The sequence below is a fragment of the Candidatus Pelagibacter sp. genome, assembly GCF_052049935.1.
GTDB lineage: Bacteria > Pseudomonadota > Alphaproteobacteria > Pelagibacterales > Pelagibacteraceae > Pelagibacter.
On sequence record NZ_JBNGZA010000005.1, the window covers coordinates 58,324 to 81,511 of the forward strand.

At 26.9% G+C, this 23,188-nt stretch carries 25 protein-coding genes, 1 tRNA gene and 1 pseudogene; 10 read left to right on the forward strand and 17 right to left on the reverse strand.

Annotation, left to right across the window (positions count from 1 at the left end; genetic code table 11):
• Positions 1-6: 6 nt before the first annotated feature.
• Genes ACTT90_RS03540 through ubiE form a run of 5 tightly spaced genes read right to left on the reverse strand, consistent with a single transcriptional unit; the run spans position 7 to position 4,658 of the window.
• On the reverse strand, positions 7-744 hold the full coding sequence (locus ACTT90_RS03540) for a HesA/MoeB/ThiF family protein (protein WP_440937470.1): 738 nt from the start codon (positions 742-744) through the stop codon (positions 7-9).
• Entirely contained in the window at positions 741-1,178 is a 438-nt protein-coding gene (gene dut / locus ACTT90_RS03545; RefSeq protein ID WP_440937471.1) for a dUTP diphosphatase, read from the reverse strand. The genes ACTT90_RS03540 and dut overlap by 4 nt, the downstream gene beginning before the upstream one ends.
• Positions 1,178-2,377 (reverse strand): bifunctional phosphopantothenoylcysteine decarboxylase/phosphopantothenate--cysteine ligase CoaBC, encoded by a 1,200-nt coding sequence (coaBC, locus tag ACTT90_RS03550; RefSeq protein ID WP_440937472.1) that lies wholly within the window; start codon positions 2,375-2,377, stop codon positions 1,178-1,180. Before coaBC ends, dut begins: the two co-directional genes overlap by 1 nt.
• An 8-nt stretch (positions 2,378-2,385) precedes the next feature.
• Positions 2,386-3,954, reverse strand: coding sequence for a 2-polyprenylphenol 6-hydroxylase (ubiB, locus tag ACTT90_RS03555; protein WP_440937473.1), 1,569 nt, complete (start codon positions 3,952-3,954; stop codon positions 2,386-2,388).
• The gene (gene ubiE, locus ACTT90_RS03560; protein WP_440937474.1) at positions 3,954-4,658 is read right to left on the reverse strand and encodes a bifunctional demethylmenaquinone methyltransferase/2-methoxy-6-polyprenyl-1,4-benzoquinol methylase UbiE; all 705 of its coding nucleotides are present in this window, start codon (positions 4,656-4,658) and stop codon (positions 3,954-3,956) included. The genes ubiB and ubiE overlap by 1 nt, the downstream gene beginning before the upstream one ends.
• Before the next feature lie 33 nt (positions 4,659-4,691).
• On the opposite strand from ubiE, the gene mutM reads away from it, so the two are divergent.
• The 4 genes from mutM (at position 4,692) to dnaN (ending at position 8,679) form a co-directional block, all read left to right on the forward strand.
• Complete coding sequence (mutM, locus tag ACTT90_RS03565; RefSeq protein ID WP_440937475.1) at positions 4,692-5,555, forward strand: bifunctional DNA-formamidopyrimidine glycosylase/DNA-(apurinic or apyrimidinic site) lyase; 864 nt, start codon at positions 4,692-4,694, stop codon at positions 5,553-5,555.
• Between the two features lie 51 nt (positions 5,556-5,606).
• Positions 5,607-5,867, forward strand: a complete 261-nt coding sequence (rpsT, locus tag ACTT90_RS03570; protein ID WP_014953877.1) for a 30S ribosomal protein S20 — start codon at positions 5,607-5,609, stop codon at positions 5,865-5,867.
• 288 nt (positions 5,868-6,155) lie between these two features.
• The gene (dnaA, locus tag ACTT90_RS03575; RefSeq protein WP_440937476.1) at positions 6,156-7,577 is read left to right on the forward strand and encodes a chromosomal replication initiator protein DnaA; all 1,422 of its coding nucleotides are present in this window, start codon (positions 6,156-6,158) and stop codon (positions 7,575-7,577) included.
• Entirely contained in the window at positions 7,567-8,679 is a 1,113-nt protein-coding gene (dnaN, locus tag ACTT90_RS03580; protein ID WP_440937477.1) for a DNA polymerase III subunit beta, read from the forward strand. Before dnaA ends, dnaN begins: the two co-directional genes overlap by 11 nt.
• On the opposite strand, the gene ACTT90_RS03585 is transcribed toward dnaN, so the two are convergent.
• The 4 genes from ACTT90_RS03585 to argH are packed head-to-tail and all read right to left on the reverse strand — an operon-like array spanning position 8,676 to position 12,110.
• A complete protein-coding gene (locus tag ACTT90_RS03585; protein WP_440937478.1) occupies positions 8,676-9,377 on the reverse strand; it encodes a lysophospholipid acyltransferase family protein in 702 nt (233 codons plus the stop codon). The two genes, dnaN and ACTT90_RS03585, sit on opposite strands and share 4 nt — an antisense overlap.
• 8 nt (positions 9,378-9,385) lie before the next feature.
• A complete protein-coding gene (gene lysA, locus ACTT90_RS03590; protein ID WP_440937479.1) occupies positions 9,386-10,600 on the reverse strand; it encodes a diaminopimelate decarboxylase in 1,215 nt (404 codons plus the stop codon).
• Positions 10,597-10,722 carry a hypothetical protein gene (locus ACTT90_RS03595; RefSeq protein WP_014953872.1) on the reverse strand — a complete coding sequence of 42 codons (126 nt, stop codon included), beginning with the start codon at positions 10,720-10,722 and terminating at the stop codon, positions 10,597-10,599. Before ACTT90_RS03595 ends, lysA begins: the two co-directional genes overlap by 4 nt.
• A complete protein-coding gene (gene argH, locus ACTT90_RS03600) occupies positions 10,719-12,110 on the reverse strand; it encodes an argininosuccinate lyase (protein ID WP_440937480.1) in 1,392 nt (463 codons plus the stop codon). Before argH ends, ACTT90_RS03595 begins: the two co-directional genes overlap by 4 nt.
• 24 nt (positions 12,111-12,134) lie before the next feature.
• Here argH and ACTT90_RS03605 point away from each other — a divergent pair, with 24 nt between their 5' ends.
• On the forward strand, positions 12,135-12,644 hold the full coding sequence (locus ACTT90_RS03605) for a TlpA family protein disulfide reductase (RefSeq protein WP_440937481.1): 510 nt from the start codon (positions 12,135-12,137) through the stop codon (positions 12,642-12,644).
• On the opposite strand, the gene ACTT90_RS03610 is transcribed toward ACTT90_RS03605, so the two are convergent.
• Complete coding sequence (locus ACTT90_RS03610; protein ID WP_440937482.1) at positions 12,641-12,844, reverse strand: twin transmembrane helix small protein; 204 nt, start codon at positions 12,842-12,844, stop codon at positions 12,641-12,643. The two genes, ACTT90_RS03605 and ACTT90_RS03610, sit on opposite strands and share 4 nt — an antisense overlap.
• A 52-nt stretch (positions 12,845-12,896) precedes the next feature.
• Between ACTT90_RS03610 and ACTT90_RS03615 the strand changes: the two genes are divergently transcribed.
• Together ACTT90_RS03615 and ACTT90_RS03620 are read left to right on the forward strand one after the other, a co-directional pair.
• Positions 12,897-13,541 (forward strand): alpha/beta hydrolase, encoded by a 645-nt coding sequence (locus ACTT90_RS03615; protein ID WP_440930889.1) that lies wholly within the window; start codon positions 12,897-12,899, stop codon positions 13,539-13,541.
• A 48-nt stretch (positions 13,542-13,589) separates the two neighbouring features.
• Entirely contained in the window at positions 13,590-14,156 is a 567-nt protein-coding gene (locus tag ACTT90_RS03620) for an HNH endonuclease (protein WP_014953867.1), read from the forward strand.
• 2 nt (positions 14,157-14,158) lie between these two features.
• Here ACTT90_RS03620 and ACTT90_RS03625 read toward each other — a convergent pair whose 3' ends face one another.
• The 3 genes from ACTT90_RS03625 to ACTT90_RS03635 are packed head-to-tail and all read right to left on the reverse strand — an operon-like array spanning position 14,159 to position 15,756.
• Positions 14,159-14,701 carry a demethoxyubiquinone hydroxylase family protein gene (locus tag ACTT90_RS03625; RefSeq protein WP_440937483.1) on the reverse strand — a complete coding sequence of 181 codons (543 nt, stop codon included), beginning with the start codon at positions 14,699-14,701 and terminating at the stop codon, positions 14,159-14,161.
• Positions 14,685-15,146, reverse strand: a complete 462-nt coding sequence (locus tag ACTT90_RS03630; RefSeq protein ID WP_440937484.1) for a disulfide bond formation protein B — start codon at positions 15,144-15,146, stop codon at positions 14,685-14,687. Before ACTT90_RS03630 ends, ACTT90_RS03625 begins: the two co-directional genes overlap by 17 nt.
• A 4-nt stretch (positions 15,147-15,150) precedes the next feature.
• Positions 15,151-15,756: a YqaA family protein gene (locus ACTT90_RS03635; RefSeq protein ID WP_440937485.1), complete on the reverse strand. Its 606-nt coding sequence runs from the start codon at positions 15,754-15,756 to the stop codon at positions 15,151-15,153.
• 64 nt (positions 15,757-15,820) lie between these two features.
• Here ACTT90_RS03635 and ACTT90_RS03640 point away from each other — a divergent pair.
• Positions 15,821-15,905, forward strand: a tRNA-Leu gene (locus ACTT90_RS03640).
• A 6-nt stretch (positions 15,906-15,911) separates the two neighbouring features.
• A pseudogene (locus tag ACTT90_RS03645) lies at positions 15,912-17,611 on the forward strand (AMP-dependent synthetase/ligase).
• Positions 17,612-17,953: 342 nt separating this feature from the next.
• Here ACTT90_RS03645 and ACTT90_RS03650 read toward each other — a convergent pair.
• The 4 genes from ACTT90_RS03650 to ACTT90_RS03665 are packed head-to-tail and all read right to left on the reverse strand — an operon-like array spanning position 17,954 to position 21,996.
• Positions 17,954-18,805 carry a CarD family transcriptional regulator gene (locus ACTT90_RS03650; protein WP_440937486.1) on the reverse strand — a complete coding sequence of 284 codons (852 nt, stop codon included), beginning with the start codon at positions 18,803-18,805 and terminating at the stop codon, positions 17,954-17,956.
• The gene (fdxA, locus tag ACTT90_RS03655; protein WP_440937487.1) at positions 18,774-19,103 is read right to left on the reverse strand and encodes a ferredoxin FdxA; all 330 of its coding nucleotides are present in this window, start codon (positions 19,101-19,103) and stop codon (positions 18,774-18,776) included. Before fdxA ends, ACTT90_RS03650 begins: the two co-directional genes overlap by 32 nt.
• Positions 19,100-19,513, reverse strand: a complete 414-nt coding sequence (locus ACTT90_RS03660) for a TerB family tellurite resistance protein (protein WP_440937488.1) — start codon at positions 19,511-19,513, stop codon at positions 19,100-19,102. The genes fdxA and ACTT90_RS03660 overlap by 4 nt, the downstream gene beginning before the upstream one ends.
• Positions 19,513-21,996, reverse strand: a complete 2,484-nt coding sequence (locus ACTT90_RS03665) for a helicase-related protein (protein WP_440937489.1) — start codon at positions 21,994-21,996, stop codon at positions 19,513-19,515. The genes ACTT90_RS03660 and ACTT90_RS03665 overlap by 1 nt, the downstream gene beginning before the upstream one ends.
• Positions 21,997-22,173: 177 nt before the next feature.
• Here ACTT90_RS03665 and ACTT90_RS03670 point away from each other — a divergent pair, with 177 nt between their 5' ends.
• A complete protein-coding gene (locus tag ACTT90_RS03670) occupies positions 22,174-23,181 on the forward strand; it encodes a TAXI family TRAP transporter solute-binding subunit (protein ID WP_440937490.1) in 1,008 nt (335 codons plus the stop codon).
• The last annotated feature ends 7 nt before the right edge of the window (positions 23,182-23,188 follow it).

Below are 23,188 nucleotides of genomic sequence, written 5' to 3' on the forward strand. Positions count from 1 at the left end.
TAAATTTTATCTTTTTTTGAAATTTACTTTTCTAAAATTGAGATTTAACAAGTCAATTATTAATATTTGGTTTTTTAAATTTTGACCAATACCCAATATTATTTTTATAGCTTCATTGGCTTGAATAGCTCCTACAATTGATGCTGTAGAACCAAGAACTCCTTCAAATTCACAATTTAGAATATCATCAGAAATCTCGTCTTCTTGGTAAAAATCTTCTAAAGAAGCTGTTTTTTTATCATTAAAATCAAAAACAAATATGTGGCCGTCAAATTTGCTTATGGCACCAGTAATTAATTTTTTTTTAAGTTTTTTACAATAACTGTTAATTAGAAATTTAGTTTTAAAATTATCTGAACCATCAATAATAATTTCGTAATTTTTAACTATATTTTTTATATTATTTTCATTTAGTCTAGATCTAAAAGTTTTTATTTTTATCTGAGGATTAATTTCTTTTAATATTTTTTTTGCAACAACAACTTTTGATTTATTTATATCTTTTGAATTAAAAAGACCTTGTCTATGAATGTTTGAAAGACTTACAACATCATTATCTATTAACCCAATAGATCCAACACCAGCCCTGACTAAATTTTCAGCTGCCGGACATCCTAAACCACCAACACCAACAATTAAAACTTTTGAGGATAAAAGCTTCTTTTGACCTTTTGAGCCTATATTTTTTAAAACTAATTGCCGGGAATATCTTTCAATTTGTGATTTGTTCAAAATATTTTTCATTTACCAGTTGAACCAAAACCACCCTTTCCCCTTACTGTTTCTGGAAGCTCATTTGTTTCATCTAGATCCATTTTAATTATTGGAGTTAAAACCATTTGTGCAATTCTATCATTATTATTAATTGTAAAATTTTCGTTGCCATGATTGAATAAAATAATCTTTAATTCACCTCTGTAATCACTGTCAATTGTACCAGGTGTATTTAAAACACTTATATTATTTTTTGCAGCTAATCCTGATCTTGGTCTTATCTGAATTTCATATTCTTTTGGAAATGCAATAGATAAACCAGTTGGAACTAAAGATGATTTACCTGGTTCTAGAATAATTGATTTTTCAATAAAAGCCATTAAGTCCATACCTGATGCTCCTGATGTTTTATATGATGGCAATTGAACAGACGGGTGTAATTTTTTTATTAAAACTTTAACCATTAATTTAAATGATCAATAATTTTTTCTACTATTTCATCTGATATTTCAGATTTAGGTTTATATGATATTTTATCAGATTTATTATTTTTATAAAAAATTGAAACTTCATTAAAATCAGAGTTAAAACCAATATTGCTTTTAGACACATCGTTCACAATTATCCAATCACAATTTTTTTCATTAAGTTTTTTTATTGCATAACTTTCTAAGTTATTAGTCTCTGCTGCAAATCCAATAACTAATCCTGGTCTCAATGAGTTATGATTGGATACATAGTTTAAAATATCTACATTTTTTTCTAAATTTAAATTTAAATTATCTTGTTTTTTAATTTTTATTTCTGATTTTTCTTTTACTTTGTAGTCACTGACTGCTGCAGAGAAAACAGCAACATCAGCTGGTAGATTTGTAAGTGTTGCTTGAAACATTTCTTCAGCAGTTTCTACTCTTATTAAATTGATATCCTCATCAATTTCTAGGTGTGTTGGGCCAGAAATTAAAGTTGTATCAAACCCTCTTTTTGATAATGATTTAGCAATTTCGTATCCTTGTTTGCCACTAGATTTATTTGAAATAAATCTTACAGGGTCAATATATTCATTAGTAGGACCTGCTGTAACAATTGCTTTAAGTTTATTATTTTTCTTTAGATCGCCAAAATAGTTCTCTAAACTATTAATAATTTCTTTAGGTTCTGACATTTTACCTTCGCCAAATTCGCCACAAGCCATATCCCCAACAACTGGACCAATTAGAGTGTATCCAAAGTTCCGAAGTTTAATTATATTTTCTTTGGTAGATCGGTGTTCCCACATTCTAACATTCATAGCAGGCGCTAAAAAAATTTTTTTATTTGATGCAAGAATTACTGTAGATGCCAGGTCATCAGAATTACCATTCGCAATTTTAGAAATCGTGTTAGCTGTTGCTGGCGCAATTAAGATAGCATCAGCCCATCTTGATAAGCTTATATGATCCATTTCAGATTCATTTTCTAAACTAAAAAGATCCTGATAAACCTTAGATTGAGATAATGATGTTATTGAAAGAGGTGTGACAAATTCTGAACCATTTTTGGTAAGAATTGTTTTTATCGTAACATTATTTTTTTTTAACAACCTTATTATTTCAAGGCTTTTGTAAGCAGCTATTCCTCCACAAATAATTAATAATACTTTTTTATTTTTTAAATTATTCATCGGTTGAATTAAAATACTAATAAGCCAATAATTACAAGAATTAATAAACTAATAACTGATTGATTTCTAAACGCCATCATTTCAGATTTTTTATCGTTTAAAGCATTATAAGAATTAGAATTTTGTGGAATTTGACCATTAGCTAAGAAAGTTAAAGCTTGATTTGCTTTATCCATGATTTCTGGAAACTCAGGTAATCTTTTTATAACCTCAGACGTAGTGTTTAATGTTTCGTTAATAGTTTTGATAGGATCTTTAGTTTCTCTTAGCCAATTTTCTAAAACAGGCTTTGAAGTAGTCCAAATATTAGTATTTGGATTCAATTTTCTTGCTACACCTTCAACAACAACCATGGTTTTTTGTAACATTAGAAGCTGAGGTTGTGTTTGCATATTAAACTTTTCAGTAACATCGAATAATTGTTTTAATAATTTTCCACCTGAAATATCTTTTACTTCTTGTCCAAATATTGGTTCTCCTATTGATCTTAATGCTTGTGCTAAATCATTAATTGGGACATCAGCAGGAACCAAACCGGCTAAGAGATGTACTTCAGCAACTTTTTTATAATCTCTTTGAATAAAACCAAATAAAATCTCTGCAAGAAATCTTTTACTCATTTTATCTAGTCTTCCCATAATACCAAAATCAATTGGAACTATTTGCCCAGATCTATCTACAAAAACATTACCTTGATGCATATCAGCATGAAAAAAACCATCTCTTACCGCATGTCTTAAAAAATGTTGTATTATATCTTCTGCAATTTTGTTTGTGTCTATATTCTGTTTTTTTAATTCTTCAGTTTCTCGAATTGAAACACCATCGATCCAATCAAGTGTCATTACATTTTCACTAGTATAGTTCCAATATATTTTAGGAACCCTAAAACCAGCATCATTTTTTGTATTTTCAGCATATTCATTAGCAGCAGCAGCTTCAAATCTTAGATCCATTTCTAAATTTGTAATTTCTTTAAGAAGAAAAACCACATCTACTAGTTTAAGTCTTTTTGTTTTTTTAATTACAGACTCAACTAAAAATGCAAATAACATCATTGCATCGATTTCTTCATTAAAAACTTTCTTAATGTTTGGTCTAAGAATTTTTATAGCCACATCTTTTATTGTGCCATTATCATTAATTTTTGCTTTGTGAACTTGAGCTATAGATGCAGCAGCAACAGGCTCACTTATTTCAATTATTGAATTATAAGTATCTTCACCTAAATCATTTTTAATTATTTGTTTAGCTTCAATAATTGAAAAAGGAGGAAGTCTATCCTGAAGACTCTCCAATTTTTTTGATAATTGATCTCCTATAATATCTGGCCTTGTTGCTAAAAATTGACCTAATTTAATAAATGTTGTGCCTAAATCTTCAAGTGAATCTGAAAGTCTTTCTCCTTCATCTTTATTTAAATTAGAAGATTTTTTATCTGAAAAAGAAAATGATAGAATCTTAAATAAAATAGTTATAGCTAACGGAGGTTTTTGAAATTTTGATGCAATATCAAGTATATCTGATCTTGCAACTTTTCGACCTAATTTTAAAAGTGTGAAAAGTTTTTTTACCATTAGATTTTCCAACCACTATGAATAGATACAATTCCTCCAGATAAATTTCTATAACTACATTTCTCAAATCTATTTTTTTTCATCAAATCAATTAATTCATCTTGGTTTAAAAACTTTTCTATACTTTCTATTAAGTATTCATAAGGTTCTTTTTGACCGACTATAAATTTTCCAATTAAAGGAATAATTTTTGAGTATTGTTTATAAACAAAATCTAAATTTTCATTTTGAATTTTAGAAAATTCTAAACAAAAAAATCTACCTCCAGGTTTTAGTACCCTGTGTGCTTCTGAAAGAGATTTATCCAAATCTTTTGTATTTCTTAATCCAAAACTGATTGTATAAAAATCAAAAGAATTCTCTTTTAACGGCAAGTTCTCTGCACTAGAGATTACCCAATTGATATTATTATATTTCTTTAGTTTTTCTTTGCCTTTAGCAATCATACCTTCATTAGGATCAACACATGTAATGAAGTTTTCTTTATCTGTATTATCCAAGTATAGTTTTCCAATATCACCTGTGCCACATGCCACATCTATCAATTTTTGATTTTTGGAAGGATTCATTATATTCAATAAAGTTTTTTTCCAAGATCTATGAACACCTAGAGACATGAAATCGTTCATCAAATCATATTTATCAAAAACTTGATCAAAAACACCTTGAACTAGACCTTTTTTATTTTGAAGATATTGTTGCATTTTTTATTAATTATTCTTTTAATATAATATCAAATGCCAGAATTACCAGAAGTAGAAATTGTACGTTTATCATTATCAAAAAATATAATTGGAAAAAAAATCAATAAAGTTTTGATAAGAAATAGAAACTTAAGATTTAAGTTGAAGTTTTCTTTTGAAAAACATTTAAAAAATAAATTTGTTATAAACATTTATAGATTTTCAAAATATTTGATTATTGAGCTAAATGACAAAAGTTTCTGTATCATACATCTAGGCATGTCTGGAACTATTCATATTTTAAAAAAAAATAAAAAAAACATATATACCAATACTAGTTTTTATCACTCACCTGGTTTGCCAAAAAAACACAATCATGTTGAAATTTCCTTTAATGATTTAACTTTAGTTTACAATGATCCTAGAAGATTTGGTTTTTTTCAAATAGTCAAAAATAAAGAAAATCTCACAAATAGATTTAAAAATTATGGACCAGAGCCTTTTGATAAAAACTTTAATTTGGATTATATGGCCAATTATTTTAAAGATAAAAAAAAAGATATTAAAAGTTTTTTATTAGACCAAAAATTTGTATCAGGTATTGGTAACATCTATGCAAATGAAATTTTGTATTTATCAAGAATTAATCCTAAAATTCCAGTAAAAAAATTAAAAAAAACTCAGTTTAAACTTTTAATAAAAAATTCAAAAAAAGTTTTATTAAATGCAATCAAAAAGGGTGGATCAACAATAAGAGATTTTAAAAATACTTTAGGAGATACTGGAAATTTTCAAAAAGAATTTAAGGTTTATGGAAGACAAAAACTTAATTGTTTAAGATCAAATTGTACTGGTGTAATTACTAAAATTGTCCAATCAAATAGATCAACTTTTCTTTGTAAATTGTGTCAAAAATAACAAATATTATATTGACCAGAGTAATTTAAGCGGCTATACCCCTGCAAAATTATGGCAAATACAAAATCTGCAATTAAAAGAATAAGAAGAATAGCCAAACAGACGACTGTTAATAGGGCACGTAAGAGTAGATATAAAAATGCTCTGAAGAAAATGAACGTATTAATTGTAGAGAAAAAGAAAGATGAAGCTTTAAAATTCTTACCTAAGTTGAATTCAGAGTTAATGAAAATTGCTAAGACAGGTATCATTAAAAAACAAAATGCCTCTAGAAACGTTTCAAGAATTACAAAGAAAATATCAGCTCTTTAAAATTAAATACCACTGGTTGTTACAACTATAAAGTCTACTAGATCTATCAAACTTTAACTTGTTAAAACTATATTTAGACTAAGTAAATAAAATATAAATAAATTTTATTAACTATCCAATATAAAATTTATAATTTTCAATGCATAAAATTTTTTATTGTCAAAAATTTTTTTTTCGTGTGACAAAAATTTATACAATCCGAGATTTTATTTTTTTTTTAATTTTAAGAATAATTTGTTGAACTTAAAAAAATTTAGTTCTAAATAATTTTTTTCCAAAATTTAAATAATGAACAACACTTTTACAAATAAAAATTTAAAACAAGTTAGTCCAGATAGATTAGATTGGGAATTAGTAAAATCAGAAATGAAAAGTAAACTTGGTTCTGATATTTATGAAAGTTGGTTAAAGAAAATTGAATTTATAGAAGAAATAAACAATTATGTTTTATTGTCAGTTCCAACTAGATTTATCAGAGATTGGATTACTTCAAGATATTTAGATCAAATTTTACAAATAATTAAAAATTACAAAAAAGAAATTCACAGAATAGAATTTAAGATTATAGAAAAAAAATCATCACCTGAAGACTTTACGGAAATAGATACTAATTTAAATAAAACTGATGAAAACGTTTCATTTATAAAAGACTCTTATCTTCAATATAATCGAATAGATCCTAATAAAAGATTTGATAATTTTATTACAGGCACAAGTAATAAATTAGCATATGAAGCATCCTTGAAAGTATCTGAAAATATTGCTCATTATAATCCCCTATATATTTATGGTGGTGTTGGTATGGGTAAAACTCATTTGTTAAATGCGATTGGGTTAGAATTGAAAAAAAACAATAAAGTAATGTTTATTTCAGCAGAGAGATTTATGTACCAATTTGTTAAATCTATAAAATCAAATGATATGGTTAAATTTAAAGAATATTTTAGAAATACAGATATTCTTTTGATAGACGATATTCAATTTATGAATGGTAAAGAAGCAATGCAAGAAGAGTTCTTTCATACTTTCAACGCTTTGTTAGATAAAGGTTCACAAATTATTGTATCAGCAGATAGAGCTCCAAATAAATTATCTAGAATTCAAGAAAGAATAAAATCAAGATTTTCAGGAGGTTTAGTTGTGGATATACAAAAACCTGATTATCAACTAAGGAAAGAGATCGTTGCCAAAAAAGCAGACGAATTGACCTCATTATATTCAGATCAAAAAAAAATTTCTCAAGATATTCAAGATTTTATAAGTAATGAGATAACAGGAAGTATAAGAGAACTTGTAGGTGCAATTAATAGACTGGTATCTTTTTCAAGAATTTATAATAAAATTCCAAATATTAGTGAAACAAAAGTTGTATTAAAAGATTTATTAAATATTTCAGAAAATAAAGTTACGATAGATTTAATTCAAACTTTAGTTTGCAAGTTCTTTAAAATTAGCAAAAATGAAATGTTATCTGCTAGAAGATCTAGATATTTAGTAAGACCAAGACAAGTTGCAATTTATCTTACAAAAATTTTGACATCAAAGTCATTACCAGAGATAGGTCGTGAATTTTCTAATAGAGATCACACAACAATTATCCATTCAGTAAAAACAATTGAAAAATTAAAAGAAAATGATCCAGAAATGGTTGAGAATATTAACAAGTTAAAAAATCAAATTTTATATAAAAATCAAGAAAATGAAGTTTAATATTAACCAACAAGATTTACAGCAAGCCCTTAATTATTGCCAAGGTGTAATTGAAAAAAGAAGCACTTTGCCAATTCTTTCAAACATTTTGTTAGATGCTAACAACTCAAACTTAACTATTACAGCAACAGATCTTGATCTAATTTTTATCCATCAAATCAAAAATGTTGAAATCTTAGAGCTCGGAAGCACAACAACTACTTCGTCAATAATGTATGATATAATAAGAAAGTTTACTTCTGGGAAAAAAATAAATTTATCATTAAAAGATGAAAGTAAACTTCAAGTAGAGTCAGAGAAGTCTTTATTTAATTTGAATTGTATAAATGCCTCTGAATTTCCATTAACTGATGAAAATTTTAATCAAAATGAATTTTCAATAAAATCTAAACAATTATTAAAATTATTAAATAAATGTAAATTTTCAGTTTCTAATGATGAAACTAGACATTATTTGAGTGGAATTTATTTACACCAAACTGAAGTTGAAGATAAAATTTATCTCACAGCTGCAGCAACTGATAGTCATAGAATGTCAATCTCAAAAGTTAGATTAGAAAACAAAATTGAATTTGAACCAATTATATTACCAAAGAAAACGATTTTCCAATTATGTTCGTTACTTGATAATTATGATGGCGAAGTAAAAGTTTCTAATGCGAAGTCAAAAATAAAATTTGAGTTAGATAATAGTATTTTGATTTCAAAACTAATTGATGGTAAATTTCCAAATTATATTCAAGTTATTCCAAAAAATAATCAAAAAAAATTAGAGCTAGATCTTAAGTTATTTTTAGACTCAGTTGATAGAGTTGCATCTGTGTCATTAGACAAGAAAGATGGTGTTAAGTTTAATTTGTCAAAAGATGTTTTAAATCTATCAGTAAATAATACTAATAGTGGAGATGGTAAAGAAAGCTTAAACGTTAGTTTTGATCATGAATTAGAAATAAGCTTTAATTCAAGATATTTAATTGATGTTGCATCTCAGCTAGATGGAGAAAAAATAGAAGTCTACTTTAATGATACTGGTTCACCAGCATTAATTAAAGATCCAGGTGATTTTGATAGTATTTATGTTGTTATGCCAATGAAAGGTTAATTAATTTTATCTAATTCCTCATAAACTTCTTTTTGCAACAGTTCTATAAACCTTTCTTTTGATAATCCTTGATCAATTTTTTTTAATATAGAAATTGTTATATTTTTATTGGGAGTCTTTTGATTTTTTTTAGGCCAAACATATCCTGAGTTAATTGCTATTGGCTGACAAGGAACATTTATTTGTTCATAAATTCTTCCAGCCCCTTTTTTAAAATTAGATCTATCCTCAGGTAAAGCTCTTGTCCCTTGAGGAAAAATTATTAAAGGTCTATTAGTAGTTTGTATCATTTTTATAATATCATCAATAAATCCTAGATTATCTTTTGTTATTTTATTTCTTTTAATTGATATAGATCCAATTTTTTTTAAGTACCAACCGAAAATAGGAATTAATAAAAGTTCATTTTTTAAAATAAAAACGGGAGAATTAAATATTGTTTGAAGAAAAAATGTTTCAAACATCGATTGATGTGATGAAGCAATAAAAAACTTTTCATTTGAGATTATATTTTCTTTGCCTTTAATTATAATTTTAACATTTAAGAAAATTCTTAAACATATTGATGACCAATAGCCCATTAACTTTCCACCAAATAAAACAACTTTTTGGGGGAGAAAAAATGAAGGCAAGAAAATTAAAGAGATTATAATTATTCCAAAAAAGAAAAAAAATGAAAATAAAAAATTTCTAATCATTTCAAAAACTATATTAAGTCTTTGAGCTTTTGTCTCTTACTTATAATTTTGATTTTTGAACCATTAACTAAAATTTCTGATGCCTTTGGTCTCATATTATAATTAGAACTAAGCGACATCCCATAAGCTCCGACATCACAAATAATTATATAATCTTTTTCGTTAAGTTTTTGAAATTTATTTGTATTCAAGAATTTATCGGTGCTTTCACAAATGGGTCCTACAAATTCGTAATTTTTTTTTGATTTTTGTTTAGTCTTATTCAAAGGCAATATTCTATGTTTTGCATTATATAACGCTGGGCGCATAAGATCATTCATTGCAGCATCCAATATGATGAAATCTTTTCTTGAACTTTTTTTAATATAATTAACTTTTGATAACATAATACCTGTGTCACCTATTATCGATCTACCAGGTTCAAAAATAATTTTAGAATTATGATTTTTTATAAATTTTTGAATTGCATTTGAATATTTTTTTAAATTTAGTTTTTGATTTGAGCCATCATAATCAATGCCCATACCCCCACCTAAATCAATAAATTCGAATTGAAAATTGGATTTTTTTATTACACGGTCTAAAACTTTTAACATTTTTTCATAAGGTTTATGATTGAGTATCTGGCTACCAATATGAACACTTAAGCATTTTAAATTTAGATTTTTTGAATTTTTTACGTATTTTACTAGGTTTAGAAATTGCTTTTCATCAATTCCAAATTTGTTTTCTTTTTTTCCAGTAGAGATTTGGCTCAAAGTTTTAGCATCAGTGTTTGGATTCAAACGTATACCAATATCAATTGTTTTACTCATAGATTTAGATATTTTCTCTATTTCTTTAATTTCGCTTTCAGACTCAGTATTTATTAATAAAATTTTCTTTTTTATTGCATATCTTATTTCCTCTTCTGTTTTGCCAACTCCAGAAAAAACAATTTTTTTTGGTTTTATACCTGCTTTTAAAGCTCTCATTAATTCTCCAATGGAAACCACGTCAGCACCTAGACCAAATTTTTTTATTTCTTTTAGTAGATATAAGTTAGGGTTAGATTTAACAGCAAAACAAATCAATGGATTTAAAATCTTAAAATTTTTCTTAAAGTTTAAAATATTATTTTTAAGTTTTGAGTATGAGTAACAATAACTAGGTGTTCCATATTTTTTGGCAATTTTTTCAGCTTTTATATTTTCTATGAAAAAATTATTATTTCTATATTTCATATTACATTAATAATTCTAGTGCTGTTATTTTCCTTGCTTTCTTTGAAAACAGGGTCAGCTTTTTTACCACACGATAAAGTTAAAAGACTAAGAATGATTAATAATGTAATTTTTTTTATCATAAATTTTTCTTATATTTGACTATCATCTTTTTTATATTACTAAAAGACGTTCCTCCAAAAGATTTTTTAGAATTTATTGAATTTTTTAATTCAAATATTGAAAGTACATCACTCGTAAACTTAGGATTGAATTTTTTTAATTCATCGAGTGTCAATTCCTTAAGTTCTTTTTTACTCTTTTCAGCATAATTTATAATTGATGCTGTTTTTTGATATGCATCTCTAAATGGCATAGAACAATTTTTTACCAGATAGTCTGCTAAATCTGTTGCGGTGATAAACCCAGTTTCAGCTAATTTGATCATATTCTTTTTATTTGGTGTTATATTGTTAATAACTTCGTTTAAAATTTTTAAACTATCAATTAAATTATCATAAGAGGAAAACACTAGCTGCTTATCATCCTGTAAGTCTTTAAAATATGACATTGGAAGACCTTTTAAAATTGTTAACATTGAAAAAAGATTGCCATAAGATGATCCTGTTTTTCCTCGCAAAAATTCAAGAAGATCAGGATTTTTTTTCTGAGGCATTATTGAAGAACCAGTAACTATTTGATCACTCAAGGAAATCAATCTAAATGCATCAGAGTTCCAAATTATTAACTCTTCAGCAATTCTTGAAATATGCATAGCACACACAGATGAACTGAATAGAAAATCTAAAACAAAATCTCTATCAGAAACTGTGTCTACAGAATTGTTTGTAGGCTTCTTAAAACCAAGTTTTTTTGTTGTGTAATTTCTATCAATATTAAATGAAGTCCCAATTAAGGCCCCAACACCAAGTGGATTTTCATTTAAATTTTCTAAGTTATTATTAAATCTAAATCTATCTCTATTAAACATTTCCACAAAAGATAACAAATAATGAGCAAATGAAATTGGTTGAGCATTTTTTAAATGCGTAAAACCTGGCATTATTGTTTCAACATTTTTTTCAGCCAATTTAATAATAGATTTAATCAAATTCTGTATTTCAAAATCCAAATTTTTTGTAGAAGATTTAATCCATAATTTGAAATCGGTTATAACCTGATCATTTCTTGATCGAGCTGTATGGATATATCCCGCTTCCTCACCAATTATTTCATGAAGTCTTTTTTCAATATTGATATGAATATCCTCATATTCTTTTTTAAAAATAAATTTCTTATTTTTTATTTCTTTCTCAATTTTGTCCAACCCATAAATGATTTTATTTTTTATTTTAAAAGAAATAATTTTCTGTCTAAAGAGCATCTCAACATGAGCCTTTGATCCTAAAATATCTTCTTTAAAAAGTCTTTTATCTATATTTAAAGAGCTCCCAGCTTTTTGATATAAAATAGAAGATTTCTGTTTTATTCTAGTATTCCATATTGCTTTATTGTTTTTATTATTTGTCATGCTATCTATTTATATCTTTTAATTATGAGAATTTTAATACTATATATATTTTTACTTGCAAATGCAGTAGCTACTGAAACCACACCATCAAAAAACATAGTCATTAATGATGAATTAAAAGTGTATGATAATCTATATTTTTTTGATCAAGAAAATAAAAGAATTAATTTAGATGAATTTAGAGGAAAATTTGTATTATTAAATTTTTGGGCTGTTTGGTGCGCACCATGCAAAGAAGAAATGCCATCTTTGGACAAACTTAAAGTAAATAAAAAACTAAATAATATTGAGATCTTTCCAATAAATGTAGGTAACGACAGTATAGAAAAATCTAAAGAGTTTTTTAAGGATCTAAACATAAAAAATTTAGAGGCATATTTTGATCCAAAAATAAACCTTGCAAGAGAATTATCTTTAAGGGGTGTTCCAACTTCTGTGCTTGTGAACAAAAATGGTGAAGAGTTTGCTAGAATAATAGGAATAGTTGATTTTGAAGATCCAAGTATAGTTGATTGGTTGTCTAAATATAATTAATTCTTAAAAAAATAAGCAAAACCAACTAAGACCAAAATCGCTATAAATTGAAGAAGAACTCTCAATTGCATTAATTTGTTAGAATATTTTTTGCTTGTGTTACCACCTTTAAAAAGAGTTCCGATTCCTAATATTAATACTACACCGACAGCGATGAGTAAGGTGATTGAAATAATTTTAGCAAGAACTCCAGATATCATTTACAATTATCTTAGATTGTTTTAAAAAAATATAAAACAATTTATTTTAACTATGACATTTTGCCTAAAATCTAAAATTATCAAGCCAGAAAAAGAAATAAAAAATGCAATAATACTACTTCATGGTTATGGAGGAGATGGAAATGATATTAGTATGTTATCTTTAAATTGGAAACGTCATTTGCCTAATACAATTTTTATATGTCCAAATGGACATGAAACTTGTGAAATAAATCCCTCTGGATATCAATGGTTTGATTTAACAAAAGATGACCCAAACTATATTTTGGAAGAAACAAAAAAAGCAGAAGAAATACTTAAAAAGTTTATAAATGAAGTTAAAGAAGAATATAATTTAATTAATAACAACATATGTTTATCAGGTTTTAGCCAAGGATGTATGATGTCTTTAAATGTGGGACTAACTTCTGAAGATAAATTTAGTTCCATTGTTGGTTTTTCAGGAAAAATAATAAATCAGAATGATTTAAAACAGAGAATTAAAAATTTAACAGATGTTTTTTTAATTCATGGTGAATTAGATGATATTGTTTCACCTACATTTTTATTAGAAGCAAAAGATTTTCTGATAAGAGAAAAAATTAATGTAGAGTCACACATGGTAAAAAATTGTGGACATCATATACCAATTGAGGCTTCAAGTTTAGCATTAAATTACATCTTAAAAAAAATTTAATATTTTAGTCATATTGAAAATAATTTTTAATTAAGTTATGGTTTTAATATGAATTTTATAGAACAAGATGTTTCTTTAGAAAAATGTCCTGCATTAGTTTTAAATGCAGATTATAGACCTCTGAGCTATTACCCTTTATCATTATGGTCTTGGCAGGACACAGTGAAATCAGTCTTCTTAGATAGAGTAATTATCGTAAGTAAATATGATAGGGAAATTAGAAGCCCATCTTTTAGTATGCAGCTACCAAGTGTCATTGCTTTAAAAGATTATATAGTACCTCAAGCAAAACCAAGTTTCACAAGATTTAATGTTTTTTTAAGAGATAAATTCTCTTGCCAATACTGTGGAAGTAAAGAAGAGCTAACTTTTGATCATTTGCTACCAAGATCAAAAGGTGGAGAAACAAATTGGGATAATGTTGTTACAGCTTGCTCAACATGTAATGTTAAAAAAGGTGGAAAACTTTTGAAATTCTCAGGAATGAAATTAAACCAACATCCGTATAGGCCCTCGACAGAAGATCTTCATAAAAATGGAAAAAATTTTCCTCCAAACTTTCTTCATAAAAGCTGGATGGACTATTTGTATTGGGATGTTGAATTAGAAAGTTAAAGTTATATTTTTTCTGAAATATTTATAGCTATTTTAGATCCAGTTTTAATTATTTTATCCATTAAAGAATAAAGACCTTTTTTAGTTGCTCCTTTTTCATATGCTATATCTTTATGATGAAGTTCATCATCTCTAAATTTTTTTATTTTCTTTTTTAATTCAGCTTCATCCGTACCTAGTTGATTTATTTGATCTAAGTAATGTTTATCGATTACCTCTTCAACTGACGCTGTACATAACATTGCAGCTTTCTTTCCAATAATTGTAGAACCAAATCCTAGACCAATACCAAGAAGATCCCATAATGGTAATAATTTTGTTGGTTGAATATTCCTTTTTTTTATTTCCTCCTCAAAAAATTCACAGTGTTCTTTTTCATGAACTTTCATTTCTTCTATTATTTTTTTTAAGTTGTCATCTTTTACAACGGTGTTTAAGGCTAACAATTGTCCTTCATAAATTTTAACAGCACCACGTTCTCCAGCATGATCTACTCTAATAAATTCTTTTAATTTTCTTTGGTCAGTTTTATTTTTGTTTTGCATAAATTTTAATTAAAGTAGCAGAAATGATTACAGATAGTAATATGTTATAAGTTGTTAATGATAAACCAAATATAGTAAATGCCACATTTTTACAGCTAATATTCATTTTTTGAAGCTCTTGGAGCAATTGTTCCTTGTTTAAATTTAGATTATCCTTTGTGCTACATACAAAAGACTCTTCAATTAACCCTTGTTCAATTCCAAAATGATAAATTGATAATAAAGTACTTACAACAAAAATAACGATTAATACTAAAATTGTATGTTTATCATTAAATTTAATTTTAAAATTAGTTAAAATTATAATTATACTTAATGCGTAAGGAATTCTTTCTAACAAACAAAGACTGCATGGTTGATAACCCAAAAAATACTCAATGAAATAAGCTGAGGTTAAAGTTAATATTGAAATAATTAAAATACTTAAATAAATTTTTTTTACCATCTGTCTAAGATGTATGTTTAAAAACGTATATTACAACTGCGAATATAAAAACTAAAACAACCCCAATCATAGTGAACCACCTCGAACCATGGCTCTCCATAAATTTAGTGAATAAATGCCCAAATTTATAAGAAAGATACGAAATTATAAAAAATCTTAAACCTCTTGAAATGATACTTACAATTATAAAGACGAATAGATTAAACCCAACAAGACCACTAGCAATTGTAAAAACTTTGTATGGTAATGGGGTAAAACCAGCTAAAAATAAAATTCCTAGCCAAGCAAAAAAACCTGCGCCTTCACTTAAATCATTTTTAATTTTAATCATTTTTTCCTCATACCCATACAAACTGATTATTTGAGTAGCAAAATCAAAAAAGAATGATCCAATATAATATCCAAAAATTCCGCCTAATACTGAAAAAATAGTAGCGATTAAAAAAATTTTAAAAAATTCTTTCTTTCTGGAAAAAACCATTGGAATAATCATCACATCTGGCGGAATTGGAAAAAAAGAACTCTCAATAAATGAAACAAGTCCTAAAAAAAATTTTGAACTTTTATGAGCAGCTAGCTCTAAGCATTTTTTGTATAATGAATTAAGCATTTTTTTTGTTTTAATATAAAAATTCTTCTTATACTATTTATATTAATTATATTAGATTTAAAAAGGGCGAATGGCGGAACTGGTAGACGCGCACGACTCAAAATCGTGTTTCGCAAGAAGTGAGAGTTCGATTCTCTCTTCGCCCACCATTACTTATGAATATAAATAGATTAAATAATCTTTTAGAATTATTTTATACGCAGTATCAATTAAGCAATAAAAGTGAGATTTTTTTAACATCTCTTAAACAAAAAAAATCTTTCTCATGGGAAGATACATTCCAATCAGTAATCAAACTTTCTTCTAAAATTTCATCAATAATACAACAAGGTGACAGATGTTTATTGATTTCTGAAAACAGGCCAGAATGGATGATTTCTGATTTGTCTATAATGTTATCAAAAGGGATTACAGTACCATCCTATACTACATACACAGAAAGAGACTATGAATATATAATTAATGATTGCCAACCATCACTAATATTAGTTTCTAATAATGAATTATTTAAAAAAATAAAAAATCTTATTAAAAATAATGATTTTATTAAAAAAATAATTTCGTTTGATCAAATAGAAGATAAAGAAATTAAAATAGAAAGTATTAACTCAATTTTTGCAGAGAATAATTTAAAGGAGATAAATTTTTTAAATTTAGATATTAGAAGAAAAGATACTTCATGTATAATCTATACTTCAGGAACGCAAGGTGATCCAAAAGGGGTAATGTTAAGTCACGGAGGAATATTAAATAATTGTGAAGGAGCCTATACTTTACTAAAAGAATTTATTTCCCCTAAACCACACTTTTTAACTTGGTTACCATTATCACATTCATATGAGCATACAGTTCAATTTGTCCAAATGGCTGTTGGTGCAAAAGTTTTTTACGCAGAAAGTATTGATAAGTTGATAAAAAATATGAGTGACTGTAATCCTGAAATAATGACAGCCGTTCCAAGATTTTACCAAAATTTATATCAAAAAATTAATTCAACTTTTAATAAAGCGGAAGGATTTAAAAAAAAATAATTAATGCAACAATAAATCTTGGCAAGAAAAAATTAGAAATAAAAAATTTGAATTTTGGAGAGCAAATTCAAAATTTTTTATGTGAAATATTAGTAAGAAAAAAAATAAAGAAGCAATTTGGAGGATCGCTCAAAGCATTTATATCTGGAGGAGGAGCCCTAGATAAAGAGGTTGGTTTATTTTTAAATTCAATAGGATTGCCAACTTTACAAGGTTATGGACTCACTGAAACGTCACCTGTTGTAAGCTGTAATCCAATTCATGATATTAGAATAGAAACAGTTGGTCCTCCTTTTCCAGGAAATGAGGTTAAAATAGCAGAGGATGGAGAAATTCTTGTAAAAGGAGAAAACGTAATGCAAGGATATTATAAGAAAGAAAAAGAAACTAAAGAAATTTTAAAAGATGGCTGGTTATATACTGGAGATATTGGTGTTATAGAAGATGGATTTTTAAAAATTACTGATAGAAAAAAAGATATCTTAATTTCACCAGGAGGTGACAACATTTCTCCAATAAAAATTGAAAATGATTTAACAAAAATCAATTTTATAGAACAAGCTTTAGTGTATGGTGACGGAAAACCATATTTAGTAGCATTAATTGTTTTAAATAAAGAACAACACAATCAAATAAATAATGAATTAATCCAAAAAGAAATTGAAATAGTAAATAAAAATTTATCTAAAGTTGAAATGATTAAAAAATTTTTAGTTATAAAAGATCAATTTACAATTGAAAATGAAATGATGACACCAACATTAAAGTTAAAAAGATTTAAGATAATAAAAAAATACAAAGAACAATTAGAAAAACTTTATTAAAATAATAAGTTATTATTCGCATAAACACTTACTTTTTCTACAAATAAAAAAAAAAAAAAATTTTTAAAAAAAAAAATTTTTTTTAAAATTTTGGTTTTAATTAAACAATTGACATAGGTGTTATAAAAAAATAAAAATAACTTAAGAGCGAATCATTTTGATTCGTTAATTTAAAAAAGGGAGCTAAAGATGCCTAAGAAAAGAAAAAAAGCGGCAAAGAAGACTAAGAAAAAAGCTAAGAAAAAAGCTAAGAAGAAGGCTAAAAAGAGAAGAAGATAGTCTCTTAGTATTCTTAAACAAAAACGCTTCTCATAACGATTTACGTGTGAGAGGCGTTTTTTTTTATTCTTCTATAGGATCTTCTTCATCACCAATAGGTTCCTCCATTGGCATTTTTACAGTAGAACTTTTACTTTCAGTTGCTTCAGGCTTTGGTTGAACTCCCGTGTTTCTTTTTAAAGCCTTATCCAGTTTTTTTTGGGTATCTTCGGCTGATAAGTTTAATATGATTTGGAATTCAGACTGCATTCTTTCATAAGCTTTCTCAAATAACTGTCTCTCCGAGTAAGATTGATCTACCATTAGATCGTCGCCTTTATTTAGATCTCTTACCACTTCGGCCAATTCATATATTTTACCAGATGAAATTTTTGCCTCATATTCTTGTGCTCTTCTACTCCACATAGATCTTTTGATTTTTGGCTTACTTTTTAAAATTGAAATACATTTATTAACTTGATTAATTGTTGCAAGAGGTCTTAGGTGAGATTGTTTGTTTACTGGTACCATTCCATTTGCTTTATCTTTTTCAAACTTGATTACATATGTTTCAACGTCAATTCCACCAATACTTATTTTTTTAAATTCAGTAATTTGTCCAACACCATGTTTTGGATAAACTACATAATCTTTAATTTTAAATTCTCTTTTTTCAGTTTCTTGTTTTTTAACTTTTTTTATTTCTGGTTTTACCTCATTAGATTTTGAGATTCTTAATCCATTTGAAGATTTATTCACTATTTTTTCATCAGTTTTTTTTACAGACTTTTTAGGGGTTAATTTTGAAATTTTTTTTGTTTTTTTTATTTTTTTAGCGACAACTTTTTTTGCTTTTGATTTAGCCTTTACTTTTGTTTTTTTAACTACTTTTTTTGATGATTTTTTATTCAAGATTTTCTTTAAAATATTTTTCATATTTGTCTTTTACGTCTTTAAATTTTTCATGATCCTCAGGTGGATCTTTTTTTTCATTAATATTAGGCCAAATTTCAGAATACCTCTTATTCAAATCTAACCATTTTTCGCTACCTGGTTCTGTATCCGCCCTAATTGCATCAACAGGGCATTCAGGCTCACAAACGCCACAATCTATACACTCATCAGGTTTAATTACAAGCATATTTTTCCCTTCATAAAAACAGTCGACAGGGCAAACTTCAACACAATCCATTAATTTACATTTGATGCATTTATCATTAACGATGTAAGTCATTTAGAATATTCCTTTTTGATTTTTTCTTTAATACTCCCCATTGTCTTACTGTCAATATATAAAAGACCAGCAAGTCTTCTCATTAAATTTGTTTCATAAATATCAGCATTTTGATTTGAATAAATTATTTTCCATAGTGCTTCGATAATCTTAGTTTTATCTATCTCAGGTAAATTTTTTACTTGTTTTGTAAATTCAAGTATTTGATTTGAATTTTCTTCTTCTTTAATTGAAATCTCAATTAAATAATCAATATCCTCTTTTTTTGCTCCCAGAGAAATAAGTGTTTTTTTTATTATTTCTTCCTCTTCATTAGAATAATGTTCATCTATTTTAGCCGCGTGTATCAACAAAGAACCAATTTTACTTAGAGGAATTTTTTCTTTTTTATCTTCTTTTTTAAAAAACATTATCTGTTTAAATCTAAATTTTTTAAAATGTTGAAAGGGTTTTCTTTAGAGATGATTTTTTTATTAAAGTTTCTTCTATTTTTATATGGATTGTATTTGAAATAAAATTCCTCATCTTTTTTTGTAACAACATAATTCATTTTTTTTAAAAGACTTACAAAGTTTTCTTTATTACATCCCAATAAATTTAGCATTTCTGGAACAACCCTAATCTCTTTTTTTTGTTCTGTATTTGCATTTATTATTTGCATGAATAATCTTTCAAGAATATCAATTCTCACAAAAAAGTTGTCAAATTTTTCAAAACCGCACAACAACATAAAGTTTCTATTTTGTTTTTCTTTGTCCTCAATAAAATTTAATCCAAAAGTTGGTGGATTTAGTTTTAAGTATTTTTGATGAAAATTTTTCCACAATAAAGTTCTTAACTTTACAGCTTCTGGCTTAATGAGTTTAAATAAATAAATGTGATATCTTCCAAATTTTACTCCAATTTCTCTTAAAATTTTTCTTTCTTCTTGTCCTAAACTTTTTAAGTAATCAGAAACTTGATCTCTTTTAAGAACACCATTATTTTCATACAATTGATAGGCCAAAGCTTTTATTGAAGAATTTTTTTGATTTATATTTCTTAGATCTATTAAACTTTTTAACTCAAAGTTAATTTTTTCGCTTAACCATTTCTTTAAAAAATCAATTAACTTTTGCCTTTGTTTTTGCTCTAACATTTCATCAACAATTATCTCTAGGTTTGGTGTTAGATAATCTTTACCAGGTATTATTTTTGCAATTGGAAACTTGTTCCAATAAATTTTTGTATCATTTGAAAGCTCAATGATTTTTGTTTCAATTATATTGTCTATTCTTTTTTCAAGTTCTGGACTAACAGACTGTCTTGCAGCTTTTTTTAATGATTTTATATCTGTCTCAAGAGCTCCTTGTTTTAGGTCCAACTCAAGTTTAAGTCCATTTATTTTACCAATATAATGATTATCAATTTTTACATCATTATTTTGAAGTATTTCTGTTTTAAATTCCATATCCTGTTTTAATCCTCTTGCAAGAACACTTGCTCTTTTGTCGATAAACGTCTTTGTAAGCTCTTCATGTAATCTATCTGACAACTTGTCTTCTAAATTTTTTGTTTTTTCTATCCAGTAATCTTGATTTTCTATCCAATTATTTTTATTCGAAACATAAGACCAAGTTCGAACATTTGCAATTCTATTTGATAAAGAATCGACATTTCCCTCTAATTTATCTAATTTCATGAGCTGAATTCTCATATATTCATTGGGAATTTTTCCTTTTTCACTATTTAAAAATTTAAATACACTTCCAATAACTTCATAATGATTGCCGTATGTTTTTTTTACAAAATCAGGTATTTGACAGCATTCCCATAAAAGACTTAGAGTTTTTTTGTTCATATCTACATTTTCTAGATTTTTGTCTTTTAAAAAAAATTTTAAAGCCCTTTCATCCTCACATTCATGAATTTTTCTTAACCAATCTTGGTAGGGTTTTTGTTCTAAAGACTTAATTAAAGAAAATGAGTTATTAAAATTTAAATTTGAATTCCTCCAAAATAAAGTTCTAATTTCTTCAAATTTATGATTTTCAATTAAATCAACTTCCTCTGCACTAATCTCTTTGCACTCACCTGTAATACCAAAGCTTCCATTGTTTAAATATCTGCCTGCTCTACCAGCAATTTGACCTATCTCAGATAAATTTAATTTTCTTAATTTTTTTCCATCAAACTTCTTTAAGTTTGAAAAATAAACGTAATCAAGATCCATGTTAATACCCATGCCAATAGCATCTGTAGCAACTAAAAAATCTACATCACCAGATTGATAAAGTTCTACCTGAGCATTTCGAGTTTTTGGACTTAACGACCCCATTACAACAGCCGCACCTCCCTTTTGTCTTCTAATAAGCTCAGCAATTGCATAAACTTCCTCTGCAGAAAAAGCAATAATTGCTGTTTTTCTGTTAATTCTAGATATCTTTTTATGGCCAGCGTAAGTTAATTTTGACAATCTTTCTCTATTTATAAATTCAACATCATCATCTAGTTTTGAGATGATATTCTTAATTGTATTTGATCCCATTAGCATGGTCAGTTTTTCACCTCTCATGTTAAGTAAACGATCAGTAAAAATATGACCTCTTTCGTGGTCTGCACACATTTGTATTTCGTCAACACCTACAAAATCTACTAACTTATCTATTGGCATAGATTCTACCGTACACAAAAAATATTTTGCATTTGGTGGAATTATCTTTTCCTCTCCCGTAATTAAAGCGACCTTATCTAAACTTATTTTTTTAATTACTTTTTCATAAACTTCTCTTGCTAATAGTCTTAGCGGAAAACCTATTATTCCACTTTCAAAAGAAAGCATTGTTTCGATTGCAAGATGGGTTTTGCCTGTATTAGTAGGACCTAGAACTGCAGTAATTTTATTTTTTTTCATTTTCTATCTTTGGTATACTTATTTTTTCTTATACCAGATATAGTTAGTCAAAAAGAACAAAAATAGACTAAAACATGGCCGAATCGTAGGTATAAATGTTCTCATTTAATATTTTTTTACATTAATTTTTTTGAAACTGTAGAATAATTAAAAATTAAAAAACTATTAAGGAGATTTATGTTTAAAAATTTATTTAAAACATTTGCAGTAGTTTTATTACTATCAGGATCTTTTGTTGGAAAAGCTATATCGAATGATTTAACTTTCTTTACAATTGGAACTGGAGGAACTGCATATACATACTATCCAGTTGGAGGAATGATTGCTAACGCAATTTCTAAACCTCCTGGATCAAGAGAATGTGGCAAAGGCGGAAGTTGTGGAGTTGATGGATTGATTGCTTCAGCCGTTTCATCAAGAGGTTCAGTAGATAACGTAAATGCCATTATATCTGGATTGAGAAATTCTGGTTTTGCTCAATCAGATGTAGCTTATTGGGCTTATACAGGCACTGGAACTATGGAAGGAAAAGAGCCTGCAAAAGATTTAAGAACAATCGCAGCTTTATTTGAAGAACACATTCATTTGGTTACTTTGAAAGATAGTGGAATAAATTCTGTAAAAGATCTAAAAGGTAAAAGAGTTTCTTTAGATGAACCGGGATCAGGAACATATGTTGATGCTTTACTTATTTTAGAAGCTAATGGAATGTCTGAAAAAGATGTTAAAGCAGAAGCTTTAAAAGGTAATGCAGCTACTGATGCATTAAGAAACAAAAAAGTCGATGCAATATTTGTTGTTGCAGGTTTTCCTACAGGAGCAATTGTTGAATTAGCTTCATCTGTAGCAATAAAACTAGTTCCTATTGATGGTGCTGGTGCAAAAAAATTAACTGATAAGTACGGTTTCTTTTCACAAAGTGATATTCCAGCTGGTACATATGAAAATGTCAGTACGACAAGTACTGTTGCTGTAGGTGCGCAGTGGTTTACATCTGCTAAAGAAGATGAAACTTTGATTTACAACATTACAAAAGCTCTTTGGAATAAAGAGTCAAGAAAACTAATGGATGTAGGTCATGCTAAAGGAAAAACAATTACACCAGACACAGCTCTATCTGGTGTTGGAGTACCGTTACATCCAGGCGCTGAAAAGTTCTATAAAGAAGCTGGCTTATTAAAATAAGTTAATT